The organism is Rhizobacter sp. P2_H3 (assembly GCF_056403355.1).
Genome location: NZ_JBFUFQ010000100.1, coordinates 1 through 20,555 on the forward strand (window position 1 = coordinate 1; position 20,555 = coordinate 20,555).

Consider the following 20,555-nt stretch of genomic DNA (forward strand, 5'->3'; position numbering starts at 1 on the left):
CCGCTGACTGGTTTCATGGCCCGTCGCCGAAACTCCCGCCACTCACTTCGTTCGTTGTGGTCAAACAGTCGGCGACAGTCAGTTCACGAAGCGCGCTGCGCGCGCGGGCCAGGAAACCAGCCAGCTCCGGCGACCCGGCTTTATTGGCGCTCCACGGCCTCCCCCCACGCGCCTTTGGGCACCGCCCTGCTCCTTTGGGAGATGACAAGCGAACAAGTGGGGTTGATACCCGGGTGTATCCCGGGCCGTCCCGATCCGGGCCGACAGGCCCTTTCCTATAATCTTCGGTTCCGCCCAGCCCGTTCCCCTAGAGAGAAAACCGGATGAAAGCCTCCGAGATCCGCACCACGTTCCTGAAATTCTTCGAATCGAAGGGGCACACGGTGGTCGCCTCCAGCCCGCTGGTGCCGGCCAACGACCCGACGCTGATGTTCACCAACTCGGGCATGGTGCAGTTCAAGGACGTGTTCCTCGGCAGCGACAAGCGCCCCTACGTGCGCGCCGCCTCCGTCCAGGCCTGCCTGCGCGCCGGCGGCAAGCACAACGACCTCGAGAACGTCGGCTACACCGCGCGCCACCACACCTTCTTCGAGATGCTGGGCAACTGGAGCTTCGGCGACTACTTCAAGCACGACGCGCTCACCTGGGCCTGGGAACTGCTGACCCAGGTCTACAAGCTGCCGGCCGACAAGCTGTGGGCCACCGTCTACATCGACGACGACGAGGCCTACGACATCTGGACGAAGGTGATCGGCCTGCCGCCCGAGCGCGTGGTGCGCATCGGCGACAACAAGGGCGCGAAGTACGCCTCCGACAACTTCTGGATGATGGCCGACACCGGCCCCTGCGGCCCCTGCTCGGAGATCTTCTACGACCACGGCCCCGGCATCGCCGGCGGCCCGCCCGGCTCGCCCGATGCCGATGGCGACCGCTACATCGAGATCTGGAACAACGTGTTCATGCAGTTCGACATGCAGCCCGACGGCAGCATCAGGAAGCTGCCGGCGCCCTGCGTCGACACCGGCATGGGCCTGGAGCGCCTGGCCGCAATCCTGCAGCACGTGCACAGCAACTACGAGATCGACCTGTTCGACAAGCTGATCCGCGCCGCCTCCCGCGAGACGGGTGAAAAAGACCTGTCGAACAAGAGCCTGCGCGTGATCGCCGACCACATCCGCGCGACCGCCTTCCTGGTCAGCGACGGCGTGATCCCGAGCAACGAAGGCCGCGGCTACGTGCAGCGCCGCATCATCCGCCGCGGCATCCGCCACGGCTACAAGCTCGGCCAGAAGAAGCCGTTCTTCCACAAGCTGGTGGCCGACCTGGTCAGCGAGATGGGCGCGGCCTACCCGAAGCTCGCCGCCGACCAGCAGCACATCACCGACACGCTGAAGGCCGAGGAGGTTCGCTTCTTCGAGACGCTGGCCAACGGCATGGAGATCCTCGACGCCGCCCTGGCCGGCGGCCAGAAGACGCTGCCCGGCGACGTGGCCTTCAAGCTGCACGACACCTACGGCTTCCCGCTCGACCTGACGCAGGACGTCTGCCGCGAGCGCGGCGTGGAGGTCGACGAGGTCGGCTTCGGCGCGGCGATGGAGCAGCAGAAGGCGGCCGGCCGCGCGGCCGGCAAGTTCAAGATGGCGCGCGCCGTGGAGTACACCGGCGCCGGCCATGCGTTCACCGGCTACGAGCACCTGCAGGAGCAGGCGACCGTCGCGGCGCTCTACCAGGAGGGCAGCCCGGTGCAGCAGCTGCTCGAAGGCCAGACCGGCATCGTCGTGCTGAGCGTGACGCCGTTCTACGCCGAGAGCGGCGGCCAGGTCGGCGACCAGGGCTCGCTGAGCGCCGAGGGCGCGCTGTTCGGCGTGCAGGACACCCAGAAGATCAAGGCCGACGTGTTCGGCCACCACGGCGTGATGAGCCAGGGCAAGCTGTCGGTGGGCGACACCGTCACCGCGCGCGTCGACGCCGACCTGCGCGCGGCCACCGTGCGCAACCACAGCGCCACCCACCTGATGCACAAGGCGCTGCGCGAGGTGCTGGGCACGCACGTGCAGCAGAAGGGCTCGCTGGTCGACGCCGAGAAGACGCGCTTCGACTTCGCGCACAACGCGCCGGTCACGCCGCAGCAGATCGCCGAGATCGAGCGCCGCGTCAACGCCGAGATCCTCGCCAACGCGGCCACCCAGGCGCGCGTGATGGACATCGAATCGGCCCAGAAGACCGGCGCGATGATGCTGTTCGGCGAGAAGTACGGCGAGACCGTGCGCGTGCTCGACATCGGCAGCAGCCGCGAGCTGTGCGGCGGCACGCATGTGCAGCGCACCGGCGACATCGGCCTGTTCAAGGTGGTGGCCGAGAGCGGCGTGGCCGCCGGCGTGCGCCGCATCGAGGCGGTGACCGGCGCGAATGCGCTGACCTACCTGCAGACGCTCGAAGGCACGCTGCACCAGCTGGCCGCGACGCTGAAGGCCGCGCCCACCGAGGTGCCGCAGCGCTTGGCGCAGGTGCTGGAGCAGGTGCGTGCGCTCGAGAAGGAACTCGGCGCCGTGAAGGGCAAGCTCGCGTCGTCGCAGGGCGATGAACTGGTCGGCCAGGCGGTCGACGTGAAGGGCCTGAAGGTGCTGGCCGCGCGCCTGGAGGGTGCCGATGCGAAGACGCTGCGTGAGACGCTCGACAAGCTGAAGGACAAGCTGAAGACGGCGGTCATCGTGCTGGCGGCGGTCGACGGCGACAAGGTGCAGTTGGCGGCCGGCGTCACCGCCGACAGCGTCGGCAAGCTCAAGGCCGGCGAGCTGGTCAACTTCGTCGCGCAGCAGGTCGGCGGCAAGGGCGGCGGCAAGGCCGACATGGCGATGGCCGGCGGCACCGATGCATCGCAGCTGCCGCAGGCGCTCGCCTCGGTGCAGGGCTGGGTGGCGGGCAAGCTCTGAACCGCCGATGCTGAATTGGCAGATCCGGCCGTGCCGTCGTGACGACGAAGCGGCGCTGATCGCGCTGTGGCAGGCCTGCGGGCTGACGCGGCCGTGGAACGATCCGGCCAAGGACATCGCCCGCAAGTTCGCCGAGCAGCCCGAGCTGTTCGCGGTGGCCGAGTGCGATGGTGAGCTGGTCGGCAGCGTGATGGCCGGCTACGAAGGCCACCGCGGCTGGATCAACTACCTGGCCGTCACGCCGAAGCTGCAGCGCGGCGGCCTGGGCCGCGCGCTGATGGACTGGGCCGAGCTGAGGCTGCGCGAGCGCGGCTGCCCGAAGATCAACCTGCAGATCCGCCGTGGCAACACCGCGGTGATCGCGTTCTACGAGAGCCTCGGGTTCGCGGAGGACGACGCGATGAGCATGGGCAAGCGCCTGGAGCGCGACGACTGACAGCAGCGATCGGCGGGACCGCCAGGGACATTTGACCTTCGGACAGACCCTGTTGCACCGGACTGCCGCACGACCGATAAGGAAGATGCCGATGCGCGATGTGCGCCGGCCAGCCTGGTCAGGAGGTGCGTCATGTCCCATTCGAATGCTCTGAGGATGTTGGCTGCGGCCTTCGTGCTGGGCGCCGCCAGCATGGCGTGGGGCCAGTCACCGAAGCCGGCCCTGTCGCCGGGACAGGCCGTCGCCGAGGCGAAGGCCGTGGTCGACCTGGCCATCCGCTGCGGCGGCGAGCCACGTGTCGACGCCGGACCGCCCGCCGTGCCCGGCAAGAACATCGCACTGGTGATCGAGGACCTGCGCAACGGCGGCGTGCTGGCCGCATCGCTCGGCCTGCGCGAGGCGGCCGCGGTGATCGGCTGGAACGTCAAGGTCTTCGACCTCGGCGGCATCGTTGCCAAGCGCGACAAGGTGATGCAGGACGTGATGGCCTTCGGCCCCGACGGCATCGCGCTGATGGGCGGGCTGACGCTGGAAGGCTCGGCGACCAAGGGCTACGGCCCGTACGACCTGGCGCCGTTCGAGCGGCGCGGCATCGTGCTGGTCAGCTGGCATGCCAACCCGTGGCCCGGCCCGATCGCCGGCACGCCGGTGCGCACCAACGTGACCAGCGATCCGCTGCTGGTGGCCCGCATGGCCGCCTCGAAGGCGATCCTCGAATCCGGCGGCCGGGCCGGCGTCGTGATCTTCACCGACTCGAAGCTGCAGATGGCGATGACCAAGTCGAATGCGATGGCCGAGGTGATCCGCGCCTGCAAGGACTGCCAGGTGCTCGAGATGATGGACATCGGCATGGAGGAGACCGGCGCCCGCATGGCCGGCGTCACCGCCGAGCTGCTGAAGCGCCACGGCAAGCGCTGGACGCATGCGCTGGCACCCAACGACATCTATTTCGACCACATGGTGCCGACGCTGATCACCGCGCAGCAGGCGGCCGACGGCGTGCGGCTGATCTCCGGCGGCGACGGCAGCTCGTCGGCCTTCCTGCGCATCGCGGCGAAATCCTTCCAGACGGCGACGGCCGCCGATCCGCTGAACCAGCAGGGCTGGCAGACGATCGACGAGCTGAACCGCCTGTTCGCGCGTGCGGCGACGAGCGGCTTCGTCGGGCCGCCGCGGCTCGTCACCGCCGACAACATCGCCTGCGGGGGCGAGCAGCGCACGCTCTACGACCCCGGCAACGGCTACCGCGACGCCTACCGGCGGATCTGGAAGCGCTGAGCGCGGCGTGAACCCGCGCCGCCTGCTGCCCCACTCGCTGCGCCGGCAGTTCGCGCTGGCGCTGGCCGGGCTGGCGCTGGTCTTCGTGGCGGGCGGCGGGATCGCGCTCTATTCGGTGCGCGAACTTGCGCTCGCGTCGCGGCAGCTCGCCGAGGAGCGGCTGCTGCGCGTGCGCCTCGCGCAGGACCTGGTGGCCGAGACCGCGACGATCGCGCTCGACGCCTCGCAGCTGATCACCGCGAGCTCGGCCGGCGAGCTGCACCGCCTCTATGCGCAGATGGTCAAGCACCTGCAGGGCTTCGATGCGGTGGTGACCGAGATCAGCACCACCAGCGGCGACCTGGTCGTGCTCGACCTGCACCAAGCCAGCCAGGTGCTGCGCAACTCGGCCAACGTGGCGACGCAGTTGCGCGAGGATTCGCTGGGCACCGAGCTGCGCTACCTGGCGATGATGGACGACAGCATCCTGCGGCTCGAGGCGCGGTACGGCCGCGACCGGCTGCCGCTGGTCGCGCTGCTGTACCAGCTGCGCAGTGCGACGCAGCTCGACGACGTCGAGGCGCTGCGCCACCGCCTGTCGGCCGCATCGGTGCAGGAGTTAACACAGCGGTCGGCGCTGGCCGCCGACGTGCCCGAGCTGCTCGCGATGCGCCGCAAGCTGATCGAGCAGCAGCGGGTGATCACCGGCCTGCGCGACGAGATGGGCCGCCAGTCGCAGGCGATGGGCAGGGCGGCGGGCACCTGGTCGACCGCCTCGGCCACCGCCTACCGCGAGGCGGTGCAGCAGGTGGTCGACGCGTCCGAGCGCCACCAGCGCTGGATCTTCGCGCTGTTCGTCGGCAGCGTGCTGGCGGCCATCGCGGTGGCGCGGGTGTTCCTCGGGCAGCACCTGATCGGCCGCCTGCAGGAGGTGAGCCGCCACCTGCGCAGCGACCGTCCGGAGACGGGCCCGGTGGCCGTGCCGGTGCAGGGCGAGGACGAGATCGGCGACATGGCGCGCGCGGTCGAACGCTTCCTGGAGGACCGGCGGCAGCTGGCGCGCACCCGCGCCTCGCTCGAGATCGAGCAGCAGCGGCTGGCGGCGATCATCGACCACACGGCCGACGGCATCCTCGTCGTGCGCGGCGACCGGGTGCTGCAGCTCAACCCGGCCGGCGAGCGCATGTTCGGGTGGACGGCGTCGCAGCTGGACGGTCTGACCGTCGGCGAGCTGCTGTCGGATTTCGATCCGCCGCTCGAGATCGAGCAGGCCGTGCCGCGCAGCGCGATCGGGCAGCGCCGCGACGAGCGGCTCTTTCCGGCCGAGGTGTCGGTGAGCCGGATGGCGGTGCTCGACGACCCGGACGGCGGCGCTGCGCTGCGCGTGCTGGTGGTGCGCGACGCGACGCTGCGGCGCGCCGCCGAGCAGCAGCTCACCGCGGCCCGCGATGCCGCCATCGCGGCGCGGCGCGCGCAGAGCATGTTCCTCGCCAACATGAGCCACGAGCTGCGCACGCCGCTGAACGGCATCCTCGGCTACACGCAGATCCTGCGGCTGGACGACACGCTCGACGAGCAGCAGGCGGCCGGCCTGAAGACCATCCAGAGCAGCGGCGAGCACCTGCTGATGCTGATCAACGACATCCTCGACATCGCGAAGATCGAGGCCGGCAAGCTCGACCTCGTCGAGGCGCCGATCCACCTGGCCAGCTTCCTCGGCATGATCGGCGACCTGATCCGCATCAAGGCGCAGCAGAAGAACCTGGCGTTCACGCTGGAGCTGCACGGCGAGCTGCCCGAGGCGGTGCAGGTCGACGAGCGGCGGCTGCGCCAGGTGCTGCTGAACCTGCTCGGCAACGCGGTCAAGTTCAGCGACCGCGGGCAGGTGCAGCTGGTCGTCCACCTGCTGGAGGTCGAGACGGGCCGGGCGCAACTGCGCTTCGAGGTCTGCGATTCGGGCATCGGCATGGACGCCGCGCAGATGCAGCGGCTCTTCCACCCGTTCGCGCAGGTGCACGATGCGACGCGCCGCGTGGCCGGCAGCGGGCTCGGGCTGTCGATCAGCCGGCAGCTGGTGCGGCTGATGGGCGGCGACATCCTGGTGCGCAGCGTGCCCGAGGAGGGCAGCGTGTTCTGGTTCGAGCTGGCGCTGCCGGTGCTGGAGACGGGGGCGGGTACCGCGCGCGTCGAGCGCAGCGCGGTCGGCTATGCCGGCGCGCCGCGCAGCGTGCTGATCGTCGACGACATCGCCGAGAACCGCGAGATGCTGGCCTGGCTGCTGCGCCTGCTCGGCTTCCAGATCGACGAGGCCGACAACGGGCAGACGGCGGTGGTGCGGGCGCAGGCGAAGCGGCCGGACCTGATCCTGATGGACCTGATGATGCCGGTGATGGACGGGCTGCAGGCGACGCGGCGCATCCGCGAGGACGCGGGGCTGAAGACCGTGCCGATCATCGCGATCTCGGCCAGCGTGACGGCCGAGGACCGGCAGAAGTGGGTCGCCTCGGGCGGCAACGGCTTCGAGGCCAAGCCGGTGCGCCGTGAGAGCCTGCTGCGCCAGATCGGTGAGCTGCTGGACCTGACCTGGATCTACCGCGAAGACGACGKCGCGGCGGGTGCGCTGCCGGCGCAAGGCGAGCCGCTGGCGCCGGAGTCGATTCCGGATGCGCAGGAGCTGCAGGAACTGCACCGGCTGACGCGGGCCGGCAACATGGCGGCGATCTGCGACGAAGCGCAGCGGCTCGCGCAGRCTGATGCGCGCTACCGGCCGTTCGCCGAGCGGGTGCGGCGCCTCGCGAACGACTACCAGGTGCGGGCGCTGGGCACGCTGGTGAAGGAGAGCCTCGCGCGCCGGCAGGAGTGAGGCGGGTCAGGCCAGCGCCACCTCGGCCATTGCAGCGACCGCCAGCGCCGCGATGCCGGCCTGCGCCACCAGCCCGTCCACGTCCATCAGGATCAGCATGCGCTGGTGGCTGCTGACCAGCCGCTCCTGCAGGCCGCCCGGCCGCGCGAGCGATTGCACGCGGGCGCTGGCGACCTCGAACACCGGACCGAGCTCGTCCACCCGCATCGCGAAGCGCTGCCCGCCCGACCCCTGCGCCACCACCAGCGGCGCCTGCGGATCGGCCGCCGGGCCGGTGCCGCGCAGCACGCCCAGGTCGACCACCGGCAGCAGCCGGCCTTCGAACTCCAGCATGCCGAGCAGATGCGCCGGTGCGTTCGGCAGCGCGGCGATGCGCGGCTGCTGCAAGGCCTGCAACGCCATCGCCGACGGCACGCCCAGCCACTGGCCGCCGCACAGGAAGCTGGCGATCGACACCACCGGCTCCTTGCCGCGCGGCGGCGTGGCGGCGTTGTCGAACACCACCGGCGCGGCCGCGGCCTGCGCCTGCATCGCGCCCAGCTTCAGCAGCGCCACCGACAGCAGGTCGCGCGGGCCGATGCTGCCATCGGCGTGGTACTCGCGGTAGCCGCCCGAGACGCTGCAGCCGGCGCTGCAGGCGACGCCGTCGAGGTGAATCACGGCGCTGGCCGACGCGCCCCGCGCGAGCGAGCGCCAGTCGGTGGGCACCGCCCAGTCGCTGCCGACCGGCCAGCGCGCCGGGTCGCTGCTCGCGACCACTGCGCCGGCACGCGTCAGCAGCAGCGCCGCTGCGCCGTGCGAGGGTTCGCCCTGCGCATCGAGCGGCAGCGCATCGCGCAGCATCGCGGCGAACTGCGGCTCGCCGTCGAAGACGATCGCGATGCCGCCGACCACGGTCGCGGTGCCGTCGTTCGCTCGCAGCGCCGCCCCGTGCACGAAGGTCGGCCGCCCACCGTACAGATCGCTCGCCGCATGCGCCGATTCGACGTGCTGCTGCGGATCGCGCAGTGCCAGCGTCTCGCGCACCCACGGCGCGTCGAGCACGCTGCCGCAACGCGCCTGCTCGGCCGGGTCCGACACCGCGACGATGCGCCCGTCGGTGTCGAACAGCACCAGCAGCGCGTACACCGTGTAGAGCCCGTTGATGCGTTGCAGCACGGCGGCGGCACGCTGCGCATCACGTTCACCCGCCGGCTGCGACAGCACGCCGCGCAGCACGCCGTCGAGCGCCCACCAGCGGCAGTCGTTCGCGCGTTCGTAGAGGTTGCGGTCGACGATGTCGATCGCGAGCCGCGCGTGGTGGCGCGCTTCGTCGAACACCGCGTTCAGCGTCGAGCGGTGCAGGTTCGCGATCGCCTGCTCGAACACCTGGCGGATGCGCTCGCCGGTCTGGCCGACCTCGCGCAGCAGCGTCGCGGCGAAGGCGCTCGACGTGCCTTCGCCGGCCGGCCGCAGGCGGCCGTTCCACAGCACGCGCGACAGGTCGCGCTGGATGTGGCGAGCCTGCACGGGGATGGTGCGCAGCGCCTCGCCGAACAGCTCGCGGGTGTCGAGGCGGGCCAGCAGGTCGTCGTCGGCCGTGGTGTCGTGCAGGTCCTCCTGCAGCTCGGCGGTGTCGAAGGCCTGGTCCACCGGCACCAGCGCACGCGCCGACCAGCCGGGGCCCGCGTAGCCTTCGTAGCCGCTCGCGGCGGCATGCACCATCAGGTACTCGCGTCCGGCGAAGCGGGTGAGCTGCCGGGCTGCCGTGGACGTCGCCGGCGGCAACGGCGCGCCGACCGGCACCTGCCACGGGTCGGACGAGGCCAGCACCGCGTCGGCGCCATCGGTCAGCACGATCACGCTGCGGTCGCGCGGCTCCAGCAGCTGCGAGAAGATCGCGCGCATCTCGTCGTCGAAGCGGAACGACAGGCACAGCACGCCCGCGATGCGCTCGTCGACGCGGATCGCCGCCGCGTACAGCAGCGCGCGCCGGCCGCCCATCAGCGCGGAAGGGCCGAAGTGCTCGACATACGGGCCGCCCTGCAGCGCCTGCGCGAGCCAGGGCTCGCGGCTGCCGGGGCCGGCCTCGATCGAATCGTCGAGCCGTGCCAGCACGCGGCCGTCCGGTGCCAGCGCGATCACGTCGTCATAGACGGTGTACTTGGCCGCGTACTCGGCGAAGCGGGCCTGCAGCGCGCGCAGTGCGGCAGCATCCACCCCGTCGGCGCCGAGGCTCGCGCGCACCACCTCGCGCAGCTGCGAATCGGTGCTCAGGAAGCCGATGTCGGCGGTGCGCTCGAACAGGTTGCGCACCAGGATGTCGATCGCCACCTGCGCCTGGCTGCGCATGCGCTGCGCGACGTTCGACAGCAGCGTGCGGCCGAGGCTGTCGAGCAGGTCCTCCGACAGCGACTGGAAGGCCGCGCGCGTCGCGCCGATGTCGGGCAGCGTGCCGCTCATCTGGCCGAGCATCGACAGGCTGTCCCACACCCCCTGCAGCCGCAGCAGCGACTCGCGGTATTCGTCCACCGCGGGCATGCGCGACACCAGCGGGGCCACTTCGGGCGAGAAGGGCATCCCGCGGCGCCAGATCTTTTTCATTGTTCGTCCTGAGGATTCAAGTGGGTTCGTGAGACATCCGCCCCGCTCTCGGGACCCCGCCGGTGCAAACGTTCTCAAGATTGAGAATCGGCCGATCCGACGCCAGGTACACCTGGACTTTCGTGAAACGGATCACGCTTGCGCATGACGCGACAGGAAGGGGTCCGATGCGGCTCGGGCGGGCTGCTCCGGCGTCAGCCTCGCGTCAGTCTCGGGGCCGTCGCGACCCCGCCTCGACCCGTTTTCGCAAGTGTGCGAATCGGCCACGCGAAGCTTCTCGTTTTTGAGGCATCAGGCGTGACTGAGAGTTCATGAGCTTGTTTTTTCGTGCGATGACGAGACTGAGCTGCATCGGGTCCTGCATCGGACCTTGCACCCAAAGGAGAGATCGCCATGCAGATTCAAGTCCTCACCGTCCTGGCCCGCCACGAACATGTCCAGGCCCTGATGTCGCCGGTGCTCGAAGGCCGCGTCCAGGAAGCCGTCTCGAAGGCCGAAGAGCTGCTGGGCGATCGCCCGGCCCACCTGGGCGACGAGATGCTGAGCGAGCTGGCCCAGCTGTGCGGCGACCTGATGCTGTCGCTGGACCGCGCCGAAGAGGCCGAGGAAACCTACCGCCTGGCCGTCAAGCTGGCCGGCGGCGCGCAGCGCGGCACGGTGCGCGTGGTGTCGTGCCGCGGCACCGGCTTCCTGAGCCTGTACCAGCACCGCTACGGCACGGCCGCGGCCTGCTTCGGCCGCATGGCCGTCGACGAGGCCGCGACGCCGGCGCAGAAGGTGGAGGCACTGTGCGCGATGGCGATGGCCCGCCACGGCCTCGGCCAGAAGGAGCGCGCGATGCAGGCGCTCGACGATGCGAGCGAGATCGCCCGCGACGACGATTCGGCGCAGCTCGCGATGATGGTGAGCCTGGTGCGCGTCGAGTTGCTCGCGCAAAGCGAGATCCGCGCGCACGACGACCTGCGCGACCATGTGTTCTGGCAGTCGCCGATGGTCGACCGCATGCCGGCCTCGGCCCAGCTGCAGCCGGTGGCGGCGATCGACCAGTGCATGAGCGCCTACGGCCGCTTCGCGCTGGTGGCGCGCCGGCTGCGCCAGCTGCGCGACCTGGTGATGGCCGGCAGCGGCGATGCCCGCGCGCAGGCCGCGCTGCCGGAGCACGTGGCCGGGCTGCGCACGCTGGGTCTCGCGACGCTCGAGCGCCAGGCGCGCCTGGACACCGCGCTGGTCGCGATCACGCAGCGCCAGGCCGAGCTGGCCCGTGCCACGCTCGAGCCGCTGCAGTCGCGCGAGGCCGAGATGGGCGGGCGCCAGCGCTGGCGCATGGAGCTGTCGTACTGCCTGGCCAAGGTGTGCGCGCTGTCGGGCCGGGTCGACGAATCGATGCGCCACTACCAGCGCTATGCGCTCGAATCGATGCAGTGCGTGCGCACCGAATCGGCGTTCGACGACCGCGCGGCGCGGCCGGGCGCGGCGGCGCCGGTGGCGGTGAAGGACGACATCGAGATGCGGCTGCCGGCGAAGTACCGCCGCGCCTACCGCTACCTGCTGGAGCACCTGGACTGCGCCGAGCTGAGCGTGCGCGAGATCGCCGACGACATGGGCGTGACCGAGCGGGCGCTGCAGTGGGCCTTCAAGAACCACCTGGGCATGACGCCGGGCGAGGTGATGCAGCGTTGCCGCGTCGAGCGCATCCGTGCCGACCTGCTGCGCGACGACGCACCGGGCCACAGCGTGATCGAGACCGCGGCGCGCTGGGGCATCCGCAACCGCTCGACGCTGGTCACCTCGTACCGCAAGTACTTCCGCGAGACGCCGACCGAGACGCTGGCGCGCCGCGGGCGTGCGGACCAGATGGCTGCGGCGTACTGAGGCCGTCATGCGTTCGCATGGTTTGCGCGCGTCGATCGGCGCGCTGATCGCGGGGGCCGCCTCGCAGGCCGGTGCCGCCTACGACTGCACCGATGCGTTCGGCAACCGCTACCAGAGTGCACGGCTGATTGCCGAGGGGGGCGTGCAGTGCGTGGCGGCGTTGCCGCCGGTGCGGGTGGCCCAGCCGCTCACGTCGCAGGACGTGGCCTCGATCCTCGGCCTGTCCGATGCGGCCTTGGCGGCCGAGGTGCAGAGGCGCGGCGGCAGCATGCTGCTGTTGCCGCCGTCGGGCGTGGCCATTTCGGTGAACGCGCCGCCGGCCGAGCGGATCACCGCCTATGACCCGATCATTGCGGCGGTGGCGCGCTCCTTCGGCACCGACGTGAACCTGCTGCGCGCGATCGTGCACGTGGAGTCGCGCTTCAACCCGAACGCGGTATCGCCGAAGGGGGCGATCGGCCTGATGCAGGTGATGCCGGCGACCGCGTCGCGCATGGGCCTGGCCGATGCCGAGCGCAACCTGTTCGAGCCCGAGGCTAACCTGCGCACCGGCACGCGCTACCTGCGCCTGCTGCTGAACATGTTCGAGGGCCAGCCGGAGCTGGCGGTCGCGGCGTACAACGCGGGCGAGGGCGCGGTGATGAAGTACGGGCGGGAGATCCCGCCGTACCCGGAGACGCAGGCGTATGTGCAGAACGTGATGGCGATCTATCGCAGCCTCAGTCGTTAGTGGCCCACCCCCGAGGCGCTGACGCGCCTCCCCCTCAAGGGGGCAACTCCAGTGGCCCGGCAAAGCCGGTTCCACGGAGTTCTGCTTGATCCTTGCTCGGCCACCCCGGCGTGTCTACCGCTCCGCTGGCAACTCCAGCGCCACCCGCAACTCCCCCGCCGGCGCATCCATGCGCCACAGCCCGCCCTGCATCTCGCGCGCGATCTCCTCGCACAGCGTGAAGCCGACGCCGCCGACCGCCGAGGCATCCGCCTCGCGCGCCGGCGACGCGAACAGCACCCGCACCGCCGGGCCGTTCATCGACAGCAGCACCTGCGGGGCCTGCGCACCGCCCAGCCGCTCGATCTCGATCAGCAGGATGCGCAGCAGCACCGCCAGCCGCTGCGCATCGCTGCGCACCTGCGGCGGCGCGACGCCGCGCAGCACCAGCGGCTCGCGCGGCCCCGAGCGGCCGATCGCCATGCCGTTCCAGGCCTCCTGCAGCGCGAGCGGCAGGTCGAGCACCATCGCCTGCGGCGCCGCGCGGTACGAGAACATGCGCAGCTGGCGCGTCAGCGCCGTCGCCTCGTCGATGTGGGCGACCACGCCGCGCATGGCCGCCGACAGCTCGGCCGGCGTCAGGTGGTCGGCCTGCGTGATGCACAGCGACAGCGCCTGCCGCGCCGCCACCAGCGGCGCCCCCAGCGAGTGGTAGATCTGCGCCATCAGCCGGCCCACCACCGCCAGCCGCTGCGCATGCAGCATCGCGGTTTCGCGCTCCAGCCGGCGCTCCTCGGCGTCGCGCTCCAGCGCGGCCATGCGGTAGTGCAGCCGCTCCTGCTCGGGCTGCGTGTGGCGCCGCGCCGCATGCGCCTGGCGCAGCCAGCGCAGCGCATCGGCATGCCGGCCGTTCGAGGCATGCGCATTGGCCAGCATCTGCATCGTGTTCGGCAGCTCGCCGTCGTGGCGGATGCTGCGCATCGCGCTGATCGCCCGCTCGAAGCGCGCCGCGGCCCGCCCCGGCTTGCCGGCGTGCTGGTAGTACACGCCCATCGTCAGCCACACCTGCGCCATCCAGCGCGGCGCGCGCGGCAGCTGGCGCACGCGCCGCAGGAAGATCGACGCGGTGTGGCGCGCCCCCTCCAGGTCGCCGAGCCGCGAGCGCGCATAGATCACCATGTGCAGCGACGCGAGCGGGCTGCGTTCGTTCGCCTTCGGCAGCACCGCGGCCGCGCGCCGCCGCTCGGACTTCGCCTCGGCCAGCCGGCCCCGCCGCTCGTGCGCATCGGCCAGGTAGGTGCGGCTGAAACCGAGCGCCGCGCGTGCGCTCTCGGCGGTGGTCGCCACCTGGCCGCGCGTGGCCTCGGGAGGCATCTCGGCCACCACCTTCAGCACCTCTTCGCAGCAGTGCGCCGCCGCATCGAACTCGTCGACGCACAGGAAGGTGCAGGCCTGGTTGAACAGCAGCCGCACCAGCAGCTCCATGTCGCCGCTCGCGCGGGCGGCCGCCTGTGTCTGCCGCAGGTGCTCCAGCGCGCGGCTGAAATCGCCGGTCTCGATGCAGATCGAGATGCAGGTGCTGGCCGCGCTCGACGCCCGCGCGGTGTCGCCGGCGCGCGCCAGCTGCTCGCTGGCCGACAGCGCCCGCGCGTACGCGAGTTCGTACTCGCCGAGCTGCGCATGCAGCCGTGCCATCAGCAGCTGGATGCGGCCGAGCGTGTGGGCGTCGATGTCGTCGCCGGCAGCCAGCGCCGCCGCCTGTTCGAGCAGGCCGCGGTGGCGGGCAGGGTCTTCGGCGGCTTCGAGGGCGGGCAGCGCTTCGATCACGCGCTGCAAATCGGCCGTCGGCGGGGCGATCAGGTCGGGCATGCGCCGCATTGTGAGGGCGTCTGCGGGCGCCGCGGCAGCGCCGCCACGAAGCCGGCCGCCTCGCGTCGGGTTTGCGCACACCGCTTCGGGCCCGGCCCCGGCCGGCGCCGCCGGCACGCCTAGCCTGTCGATGTCGGCAATCCGTCGACGCCCGTTGCATTCGGTCACGCCATGTCCGACGAAAAAACCGAAGAGCCCACAGAGCAGAAGCTGCGCAAGGCGCGCGAGGAAGGCCAGGTCGCCAAGAGCCAGGACATGGCGATCGCCGGCTCCACGCTCGCGGTCGTCGGCACGCTGCTGGCGATGGCCGACAGCGCCGCCGCGCGCATGCGCACCGTGATCTCGCTCGCGCTGGACATCGGCCCCGGCGACATCCCGATGGACGTGATCTGGAAGCGCCTCGCCGCGATGGGCATGGAGGCGGGCCTCGTGATCCTGCCGCTGCTGGTGGTGGCGGCCATCGGCGCGGTGGTCGGCATCGCCGCGCACGTCGGCATCCAGCTCACGCCGAAGGCGGTGCAGCCCAAGTTCGACAGCCTGAACCCTGCCCAGGGCATCAAGAAGGTGTTCTCGCTGAAGTCGCTGATGACCTTCGCGCAGATGGTGCTGAAGGCGGTGGTGATCGGCGCGGTGATGTGGCAGGTCATCGTGCAGCTGCTGCCGCTGATCTCGGGCGCGGTGTTCCAGACGCCGATGGCGATCGGCGCCATCGCCTGGGGCGCGATCGGCAAGGTGCTGCTGTTCGCGGTGGCGTTGTTCATGGTGCTGGCACCGCTCGACTACGCGCTGCAGCGCCACCACTTCATGAAGGGCCAGCGCATGTCCAAGGACGAGATCAAGCGCGAGTTCAAGGGCCAGGAAGGCGACCCCGAGATCAAGGGCCAGCGCAAGCAGCTGGCGCGCGAGCTGGCCGAGGAAGACCCGAAGCAGGCGGTGGGCCGCGCCGACGCGGTGGTCGTCAACCCGACGCACTACGCGGTGGCGATCCGCTACCGCGCCGACGAGGCCGGCGTGCCGGTCGTGCTGGCCAAGGGCGTGGACGACGCGGCGCTGATCATCCGCGGCCACGCCGAGGCGATGGGCGTGCCGGTGTTCGCGCACCCGCCGCTCGCGCGCGCGCTGCACAAGGTGCCGGTCGACCACGCCGTGCCCGAAGAGCTTTTCGAATCGGTGGCCGTGGTGCTGCGCTGGGTGGACGAGATCGGCGCCCGGCGCGGCGATTCACCCGGCAGCACACCAGCCCCCGGTTCCGACAACCCCGTTCATTGACCCTTTCCACCCAGGCGGATGCCATGAAGAAATTCAAGATCAACATAGGCGGCGATGCCGCGATGGTGGCCACGATCGTGGCCATCCTCGCGCTGATGGTGCTGCCGCTGCCGACCTTCCTGATCGACGGCCTGCTGGCGGTGAACCTCACCATCAGCACGCTGCTGCTGATGGTGACGATGTACATCCCGAGCGCGGTCTCGCTGACCTCGTTCCCGGCGCTGCTGCTGTTCACGACGCTGTTCCGGCTGTCGCTGAACATCTCGTCGACCAAGCTGATCCTGCTGCACGCCGACGCCGGCCACATCATCGAGTCGTTCGGCAACCTGGTGGTGGGCGGCAACCTGGTGGTCGGGATCGTGGTGTTCCTGATCATCACGGTGGTGCAGTTCATCGTGATCGCGAAGGGCTCGGAGCGGGTCGCCGAGGTCGGCGCGCGCTTCACGCTGGACGCGATGCCGGGCAAGCAGATGAGCATCGACGCCGACCTGCGCGCCGGCCACCTGACGGCCGACGAGGCCCGCCACCGCCGCGCCGCGCTCGCGATGGAAAGCCAGCTGCACGGCGGCATGGACGGCGCGATGAAGTTCGTGAAGGGCGATGCGATCGCGGCGCTGATCATCACGGTGATCAACATCCTGGCCGGCATCGTGATCGGCATCACCTACCACGGCATGCCGGCCGCCGAGGCGGCGAACCGCTTCGCGATCCTGTCGATCGGCGACGCGATGGTGTCGCAGATCCCGTCGCTGCTGATCTGCGTGGCCGCCGGCGTGATGATCACCCGCGTGGCCGACGAGCACGCGCCGAAGCCGAAGTCGCTGGGCGAGGAGATCACCTACCAGCTGACGCGCAGCCCGCGCGCGCTGTACCTGGCGGCCGGCTTCCTGTGCGGCTTCGCGCTGGTGCCGGGCTTCCCGTGGTACGTGTTCCTGCTGCTGGCCGGCGCGCTGGTGATGCTGGGCCGCAACCTGCAAGGTAAGACCAAGGGCAAGCCGTCGCACGAGGCCGAGGCCGATGCGCTGAAGGGCCTGCAGCGCGAAGGCGCGAAGGCGCGCAAGGGCGAGATCCAGGCGATCGAGGACAAGGCGAGTGCGTTCACCGCGCCGCTCGCGGTGACGATGTCGCCGGCGCTGGCGGCCTCGCTGCGGCCCGACCTGCTGAACGCCGCGTTCGAGCGCGAGCGCCTGGGCCTGCAGGAGCAGCTGGGCCTGCCGTTCCCCGGCATCCGGCTGTGGACGCGGGCGAGCCACGCCGAGAACGAGTACGAGCTGCTGCTGCACGACGTGCCGCACGGCAGCGGCCAGGTGGTGATCGGCCCGAAGCCGGACGGCGAGCCGTCCAACGAGGAGGTGATCGCGAAGCACGCGGTGCAGTCGCTGCACGAGCAGGCGCACCAGTTCCTCGGCATCCAGGAAGTGCAGTGGGTGCTGGAGCGGGTCGGCGCCGACTACCCCGGCCTGGTGGCCGAGATGCAGAAGGTCGTCACGGTGCAGCGCATCGCCGAGGTGCTGCGCCGGCTGCTGGAAGAGCAGCTGCCGATCCGCAACATGCGGGCGATCTGCGAGAGCCTGATCAACTGGGGCCCGAAGGAGAAGGACGCGCTGATGCTCACCGAGTACGTGCGCGGCGACCTCGGGCGCTGGCTCAGCCACCGCGCGACGCAGGGCAGCGGCTCGCTGTCGGCGGTGCTGCTGGAGCCGGCGGTCGAGAAGATGATCCGCGACGCGATCAAGCCGACGCCGGCCGGCAACTACCTGGCGCTGGCGCCGGACGCGGTCGGCGCGATCGCGCGGCGCGTGAAGGACCTGGCGGGGCTGACGCCGCGTGCCGGCATCGCGGTCGTGACCTCGATGGACATCCGCCGCTACGTGCGCCGCATCGTCGAGTCGGAATCGAAGTGGCTGGCGGTGTACTCGTACCAGGAACTGGGCTCGCAGGTGCGCGTCGAGCCGCTCGGCAGGGTCGCGCTGTGACGGCGGGCCGAGCGCCGGGCCGCCCCAAGCCGGCCCGCATCCCCCCGGGGGATCGACCGGTGTACCCACCGGGCGAGGGGTTGTCATGACTCGCCCGCGCCCCGTCTCGTTTGAGGTCCACCGCAGCACGCTGCCGAAGCAGCCTGCGCCGGCTGACAGCCTGCGCGCGCCGAGCTTCACCGACCTGCTGCGCCAGCGCCGCCAGCCGGGCGGTGCGCGGCCGTTCGGCGAGCGGCTGCACCCCGACGCCGAGCCGTCAACCTCGCACGTCCCCGCCGAAGACGAACTCGCCATCTCCGCCGAGCCCGAGCACGCCGCCCCGGTCGCCCGCCAGCCCGAAGCTGAGCAGCATGGCGAGCCCGAATGGGCCGACGACCTCGTCCCCGGCCCCGAGCTGCTGCACCCGTTGCTGCACGGCAGCTCGGGAGCCGCCCGCGTGGCCCGCGCGGCCGCGCCGACGCACCCGGTGGTCGCCGCGATCGCGCAGACCATCTCGCGCTTCTGCAACGAGCGCGCCGTCGACGACAGCGAAGGCTGGCAGGTGCGCATGCCGCTGCGCCCCGATGTGTTGCCCGACACCACGCTCGCGCTGTCGATTTCGTCGTACTGGCTGCAGCTTCGCTTCGAGACCACCGAGTCGAAGTCCCGCGACCTACTCTTTGCCCATCGCGACGCACTTGCCACGGTGCTCGAGGAATCCCTCAACCGCCGGCGCGAAGTCGCCATCACCATTGACTGAATCGCCATGACCGCTGCTGCACGCATCGAACCCGTCACGCCGATTGCCACCCACCTGGGGGCCGTCGGCACCGCCGCCGCCAGCGCTTCGCGGCTGCTGCACGACCGCCGCCTCGGCGCCCTGTGGCGGGCGCTGGACCTGCAGCGCGGCCTGTCGCTCGCGGCGGTGGCCGACGCCGCCGGCGCGCCGCGCGGCGTCTCCCACTACGCGCTGGAGCTCGACTGCGACGCCGGCCGCTTCAGCCTCGCGATCGCCTGCCGCGCCGATGCCGCGCTGTCGCTGGCCGCCGCGCCCGACCTCGGTGCCCCGCTGCGCGCGCTGGCCGCCGAGGCGCTGTTCGGCGAGACCACCGAACGCCTGTCGCGCCTCGTGCTGCCCGGCGTGCAGGCGGTGTCGCTCGCACCGCTGGCCGCCGCCCAGGTGCCGCGCAGCGGCTGGTGCAGCCTGCGCCGCGGCGGTGCCGAGATCGCACGCATCGCCGTGCAACAACTTCCCGGCCCGGTGCACGACGCGCTGCGCGGTGCGGCACGGCCGCACGGCCAGCCGAGCGCCTGGCGTTCGCTGCTGCGCCTGCCGGGCGCCGCGGTGATCGCGAGCCGCGCGCTGTCGATCGACGTGCTGCGCTCGCTGCGGGTCGGCGACGTGGTGCTGCTGCCTGCGGACCTGCAGGCGCTGGATGGTGCCGCCGCGGTGCTCAGGCTGGGGCCGCGCGGTGCGCGCTGCCTGGCGGCGCCGGGGCGGATTCAAGGCAATTCATGGACAGTCGAAGGAGGACTTCAGATGTTGGACGATGACCAGGACCTGCTCGCCGAGCCGGGCGAGCAAGCAGATGCGATCGGCGAGCTCGAGCTGCCGGTGCGTTTCGAGATCGAGACCGTGTCGGTGCCGCTGTCGGAGCTGGAGGCGATCGAGCCCGGCTACGTGATCGAACTCGGGGCGCCGGCGGCCGAGGCGCGGCTGCGCCTCGTGTCGTGCGGCCAGGTGATCGGCCACGCGGAACTGGTGGCGGTCGGCTCGCGGCTGGGCGCCCGCATCACACGCATGGTGGCACGCGATGACGCAGACCACCACGGGTGAACTGCTCCCGCTGCTCGTCATCGCGTTCGCGATCGGCGTGCTGCCCTTCGTCGCGATGATGGTGACCTCGTACACCAAGATCGTCGTGGTGCTGGGGCTGCTGCGCAACGCGCTCGGCGTGCAGCAGGTGCCGCCCAACATGGTGCTCAACGGCATCGCGATCATCGTGTCGGCCTACATCATGGCGCCGCTGGTGATGGATTCGTACGACAAGATGAAGGACCAGGGCTTCGCGCCCTCGAGTGCCGGCCAGATCGGCCAGGTGCTGGAGATCGCGAAGGAGCCGGTGCGCAAGTTCCTCGACAAGCATGCGCAGGCGCGCGAGAAGGCGTTCTTCCTGAAATCGGCGGCCGCGGTGTGGCCGCCGGAGCGGGCGAAGGCGCTGAAGGCCGACGACCTGATCGTGCTGGCCCCGGCCTTCACGCTGTCGGAGCTGACCGCGGCCTTCAAGATCGGCTTCCTGCTGTACCTGGCCTTCGTCGTCGTCGACCTGATCATCGCGAACATCCTGCTCGCGCTCGGCCTGTCGCAGGTGACGCCGACGCAGGTGGCGATCCCGTTCAAGCTGCTGCTGTTCGTCGTGATGGACGGCTGGTCGACGCTGATCCACGGCCTGGTGCTGACCTACAAATAGCGAGCCCACGACCATGGACTACGACAACATCGTTCGACTGACCTCGCAGGCCATGCTGCTGTGCCTGGTGGTCTCGCTGCCGGCGGTGCTGGTGGCGGCGCTGGTGGGCCTGCTGGTGTCCTTCGTGCAGGCGATCACCTCGCTGCAGGACCAGGCCATCTCGCAGGGCGCCAAGCTGATCGCGGTGGTGATCACGCTGGTGATCGCCGCGCCGTGGGGCGCCTCGATGGTGCTCGGTTTCGCCCAGCAGGCGGTCCAGGCGGCACTGCAATGAACATGATGCGCTCCTTCACTCGGATGGCGCCGATCGTGGCGCCGCGCGCGGCCGCGGTCGCGCC

Annotated in this window: 14 protein-coding genes; 12 read left to right on the forward strand and 2 right to left on the reverse strand. The window is 70.9% G+C overall.

Going from position 1 to position 20,555, the window contains the following annotated elements; genetic code table 11:
- Positions 1–323 precede the first annotated feature (323 nt).
- The 4 genes from alaS (at position 324) to AC1D1T_RS18305 (ending at position 7,489) form a co-directional block, all read left to right on the forward strand.
- Positions 324–2,933 carry an alanine--tRNA ligase gene (gene alaS / locus AC1D1T_RS18290; RefSeq protein WP_477992270.1) on the forward strand — a complete coding sequence of 870 codons (2,610 nt, stop codon included), beginning with the start codon at positions 324–326 and terminating at the stop codon, positions 2,931–2,933.
- A gap of 7 nt (positions 2,934–2,940) precedes the next feature.
- The gene (locus AC1D1T_RS18295; protein WP_052211689.1) at positions 2,941–3,369 is read left to right on the forward strand and encodes a GNAT family acetyltransferase; all 429 of its coding nucleotides are present in this window, start codon (positions 2,941–2,943) and stop codon (positions 3,367–3,369) included.
- A 132-nt stretch (positions 3,370–3,501) separates the two neighbouring features.
- A complete protein-coding gene (locus AC1D1T_RS18300) occupies positions 3,502–4,647 on the forward strand; it encodes a substrate-binding domain-containing protein (RefSeq protein WP_477840437.1) in 1,146 nt (381 codons plus the stop codon).
- A gap of 7 nt (positions 4,648–4,654) precedes the next feature.
- Positions 4,655–7,489: a hybrid sensor histidine kinase/response regulator gene (locus AC1D1T_RS18305; RefSeq protein WP_477992271.1), complete on the forward strand. Its 2,835-nt coding sequence runs from the start codon at positions 4,655–4,657 to the stop codon at positions 7,487–7,489.
- Between the two features lie 6 nt (positions 7,490–7,495).
- On the opposite strand, the gene AC1D1T_RS18310 is transcribed toward AC1D1T_RS18305, so the two are convergent.
- Positions 7,496–10,072: a chemotaxis protein CheW gene (locus tag AC1D1T_RS18310; RefSeq protein WP_477992272.1), complete on the reverse strand. Its 2,577-nt coding sequence runs from the start codon at positions 10,070–10,072 to the stop codon at positions 7,496–7,498.
- 393 nt (positions 10,073–10,465) lie between these two features.
- On the opposite strand from AC1D1T_RS18310, the gene AC1D1T_RS18315 reads away from it, so the two are divergent.
- Together AC1D1T_RS18315 and AC1D1T_RS18320 are read left to right on the forward strand one after the other, a co-directional pair.
- On the forward strand, positions 10,466–11,944 hold the full coding sequence (locus tag AC1D1T_RS18315) for a helix-turn-helix transcriptional regulator (RefSeq protein ID WP_477840443.1): 1,479 nt from the start codon (positions 10,466–10,468) through the stop codon (positions 11,942–11,944).
- Between the two features lie 7 nt (positions 11,945–11,951).
- Positions 11,952–12,674 carry a lytic transglycosylase domain-containing protein gene (locus tag AC1D1T_RS18320; RefSeq protein WP_465114390.1) on the forward strand — a complete coding sequence of 241 codons (723 nt, stop codon included), beginning with the start codon at positions 11,952–11,954 and terminating at the stop codon, positions 12,672–12,674.
- 114 nt (positions 12,675–12,788) lie between these two features.
- Here the strand turns inward: AC1D1T_RS18320 and AC1D1T_RS18325 are convergent, their stop codons facing one another.
- Positions 12,789–14,522 (reverse strand): tetratricopeptide repeat protein, encoded by a 1,734-nt coding sequence (locus AC1D1T_RS18325; protein WP_477825926.1) that lies wholly within the window; start codon positions 14,520–14,522, stop codon positions 12,789–12,791.
- 171 nt (positions 14,523–14,693) lie between these two features.
- On the opposite strand from AC1D1T_RS18325, the gene sctU reads away from it, so the two are divergent.
- The 6 genes from sctU (at position 14,694) to sctS (ending at position 20,491) form a co-directional block, all read left to right on the forward strand.
- On the forward strand, positions 14,694–15,791 hold the full coding sequence (sctU, locus tag AC1D1T_RS18330) for a type III secretion system export apparatus subunit SctU (RefSeq protein ID WP_047505497.1): 1,098 nt from the start codon (positions 14,694–14,696) through the stop codon (positions 15,789–15,791).
- Positions 15,792–15,814: 23 nt separating this feature from the next.
- Entirely contained in the window at positions 15,815–17,767 is a 1,953-nt protein-coding gene (locus tag AC1D1T_RS18335) for an FHIPEP family type III secretion protein (protein WP_477843734.1), read from the forward strand.
- Between the two features lie 85 nt (positions 17,768–17,852).
- On the forward strand, positions 17,853–18,506 hold the full coding sequence (locus tag AC1D1T_RS18340) for a type III secretion HpaP family protein (RefSeq protein WP_477825929.1): 654 nt from the start codon (positions 17,853–17,855) through the stop codon (positions 18,504–18,506).
- A 6-nt stretch (positions 18,507–18,512) separates the two neighbouring features.
- Positions 18,513–19,583 (forward strand): type III secretion system cytoplasmic ring protein SctQ, encoded by a 1,071-nt coding sequence (gene sctQ / locus AC1D1T_RS18345; RefSeq protein ID WP_465114385.1) that lies wholly within the window; start codon positions 18,513–18,515, stop codon positions 19,581–19,583.
- Entirely contained in the window at positions 19,561–20,217 is a 657-nt protein-coding gene (sctR, locus tag AC1D1T_RS18350) for a type III secretion system export apparatus subunit SctR (protein WP_047505502.1), read from the forward strand. The genes sctQ and sctR overlap by 23 nt, the downstream gene beginning before the upstream one ends.
- 13 nt (positions 20,218–20,230) lie before the next feature.
- Positions 20,231–20,491 (forward strand): type III secretion system export apparatus subunit SctS, encoded by a 261-nt coding sequence (gene sctS / locus AC1D1T_RS18355; protein WP_047505504.1) that lies wholly within the window; start codon positions 20,231–20,233, stop codon positions 20,489–20,491.
- The last annotated feature ends 64 nt before the right edge of the window (positions 20,492–20,555 follow it).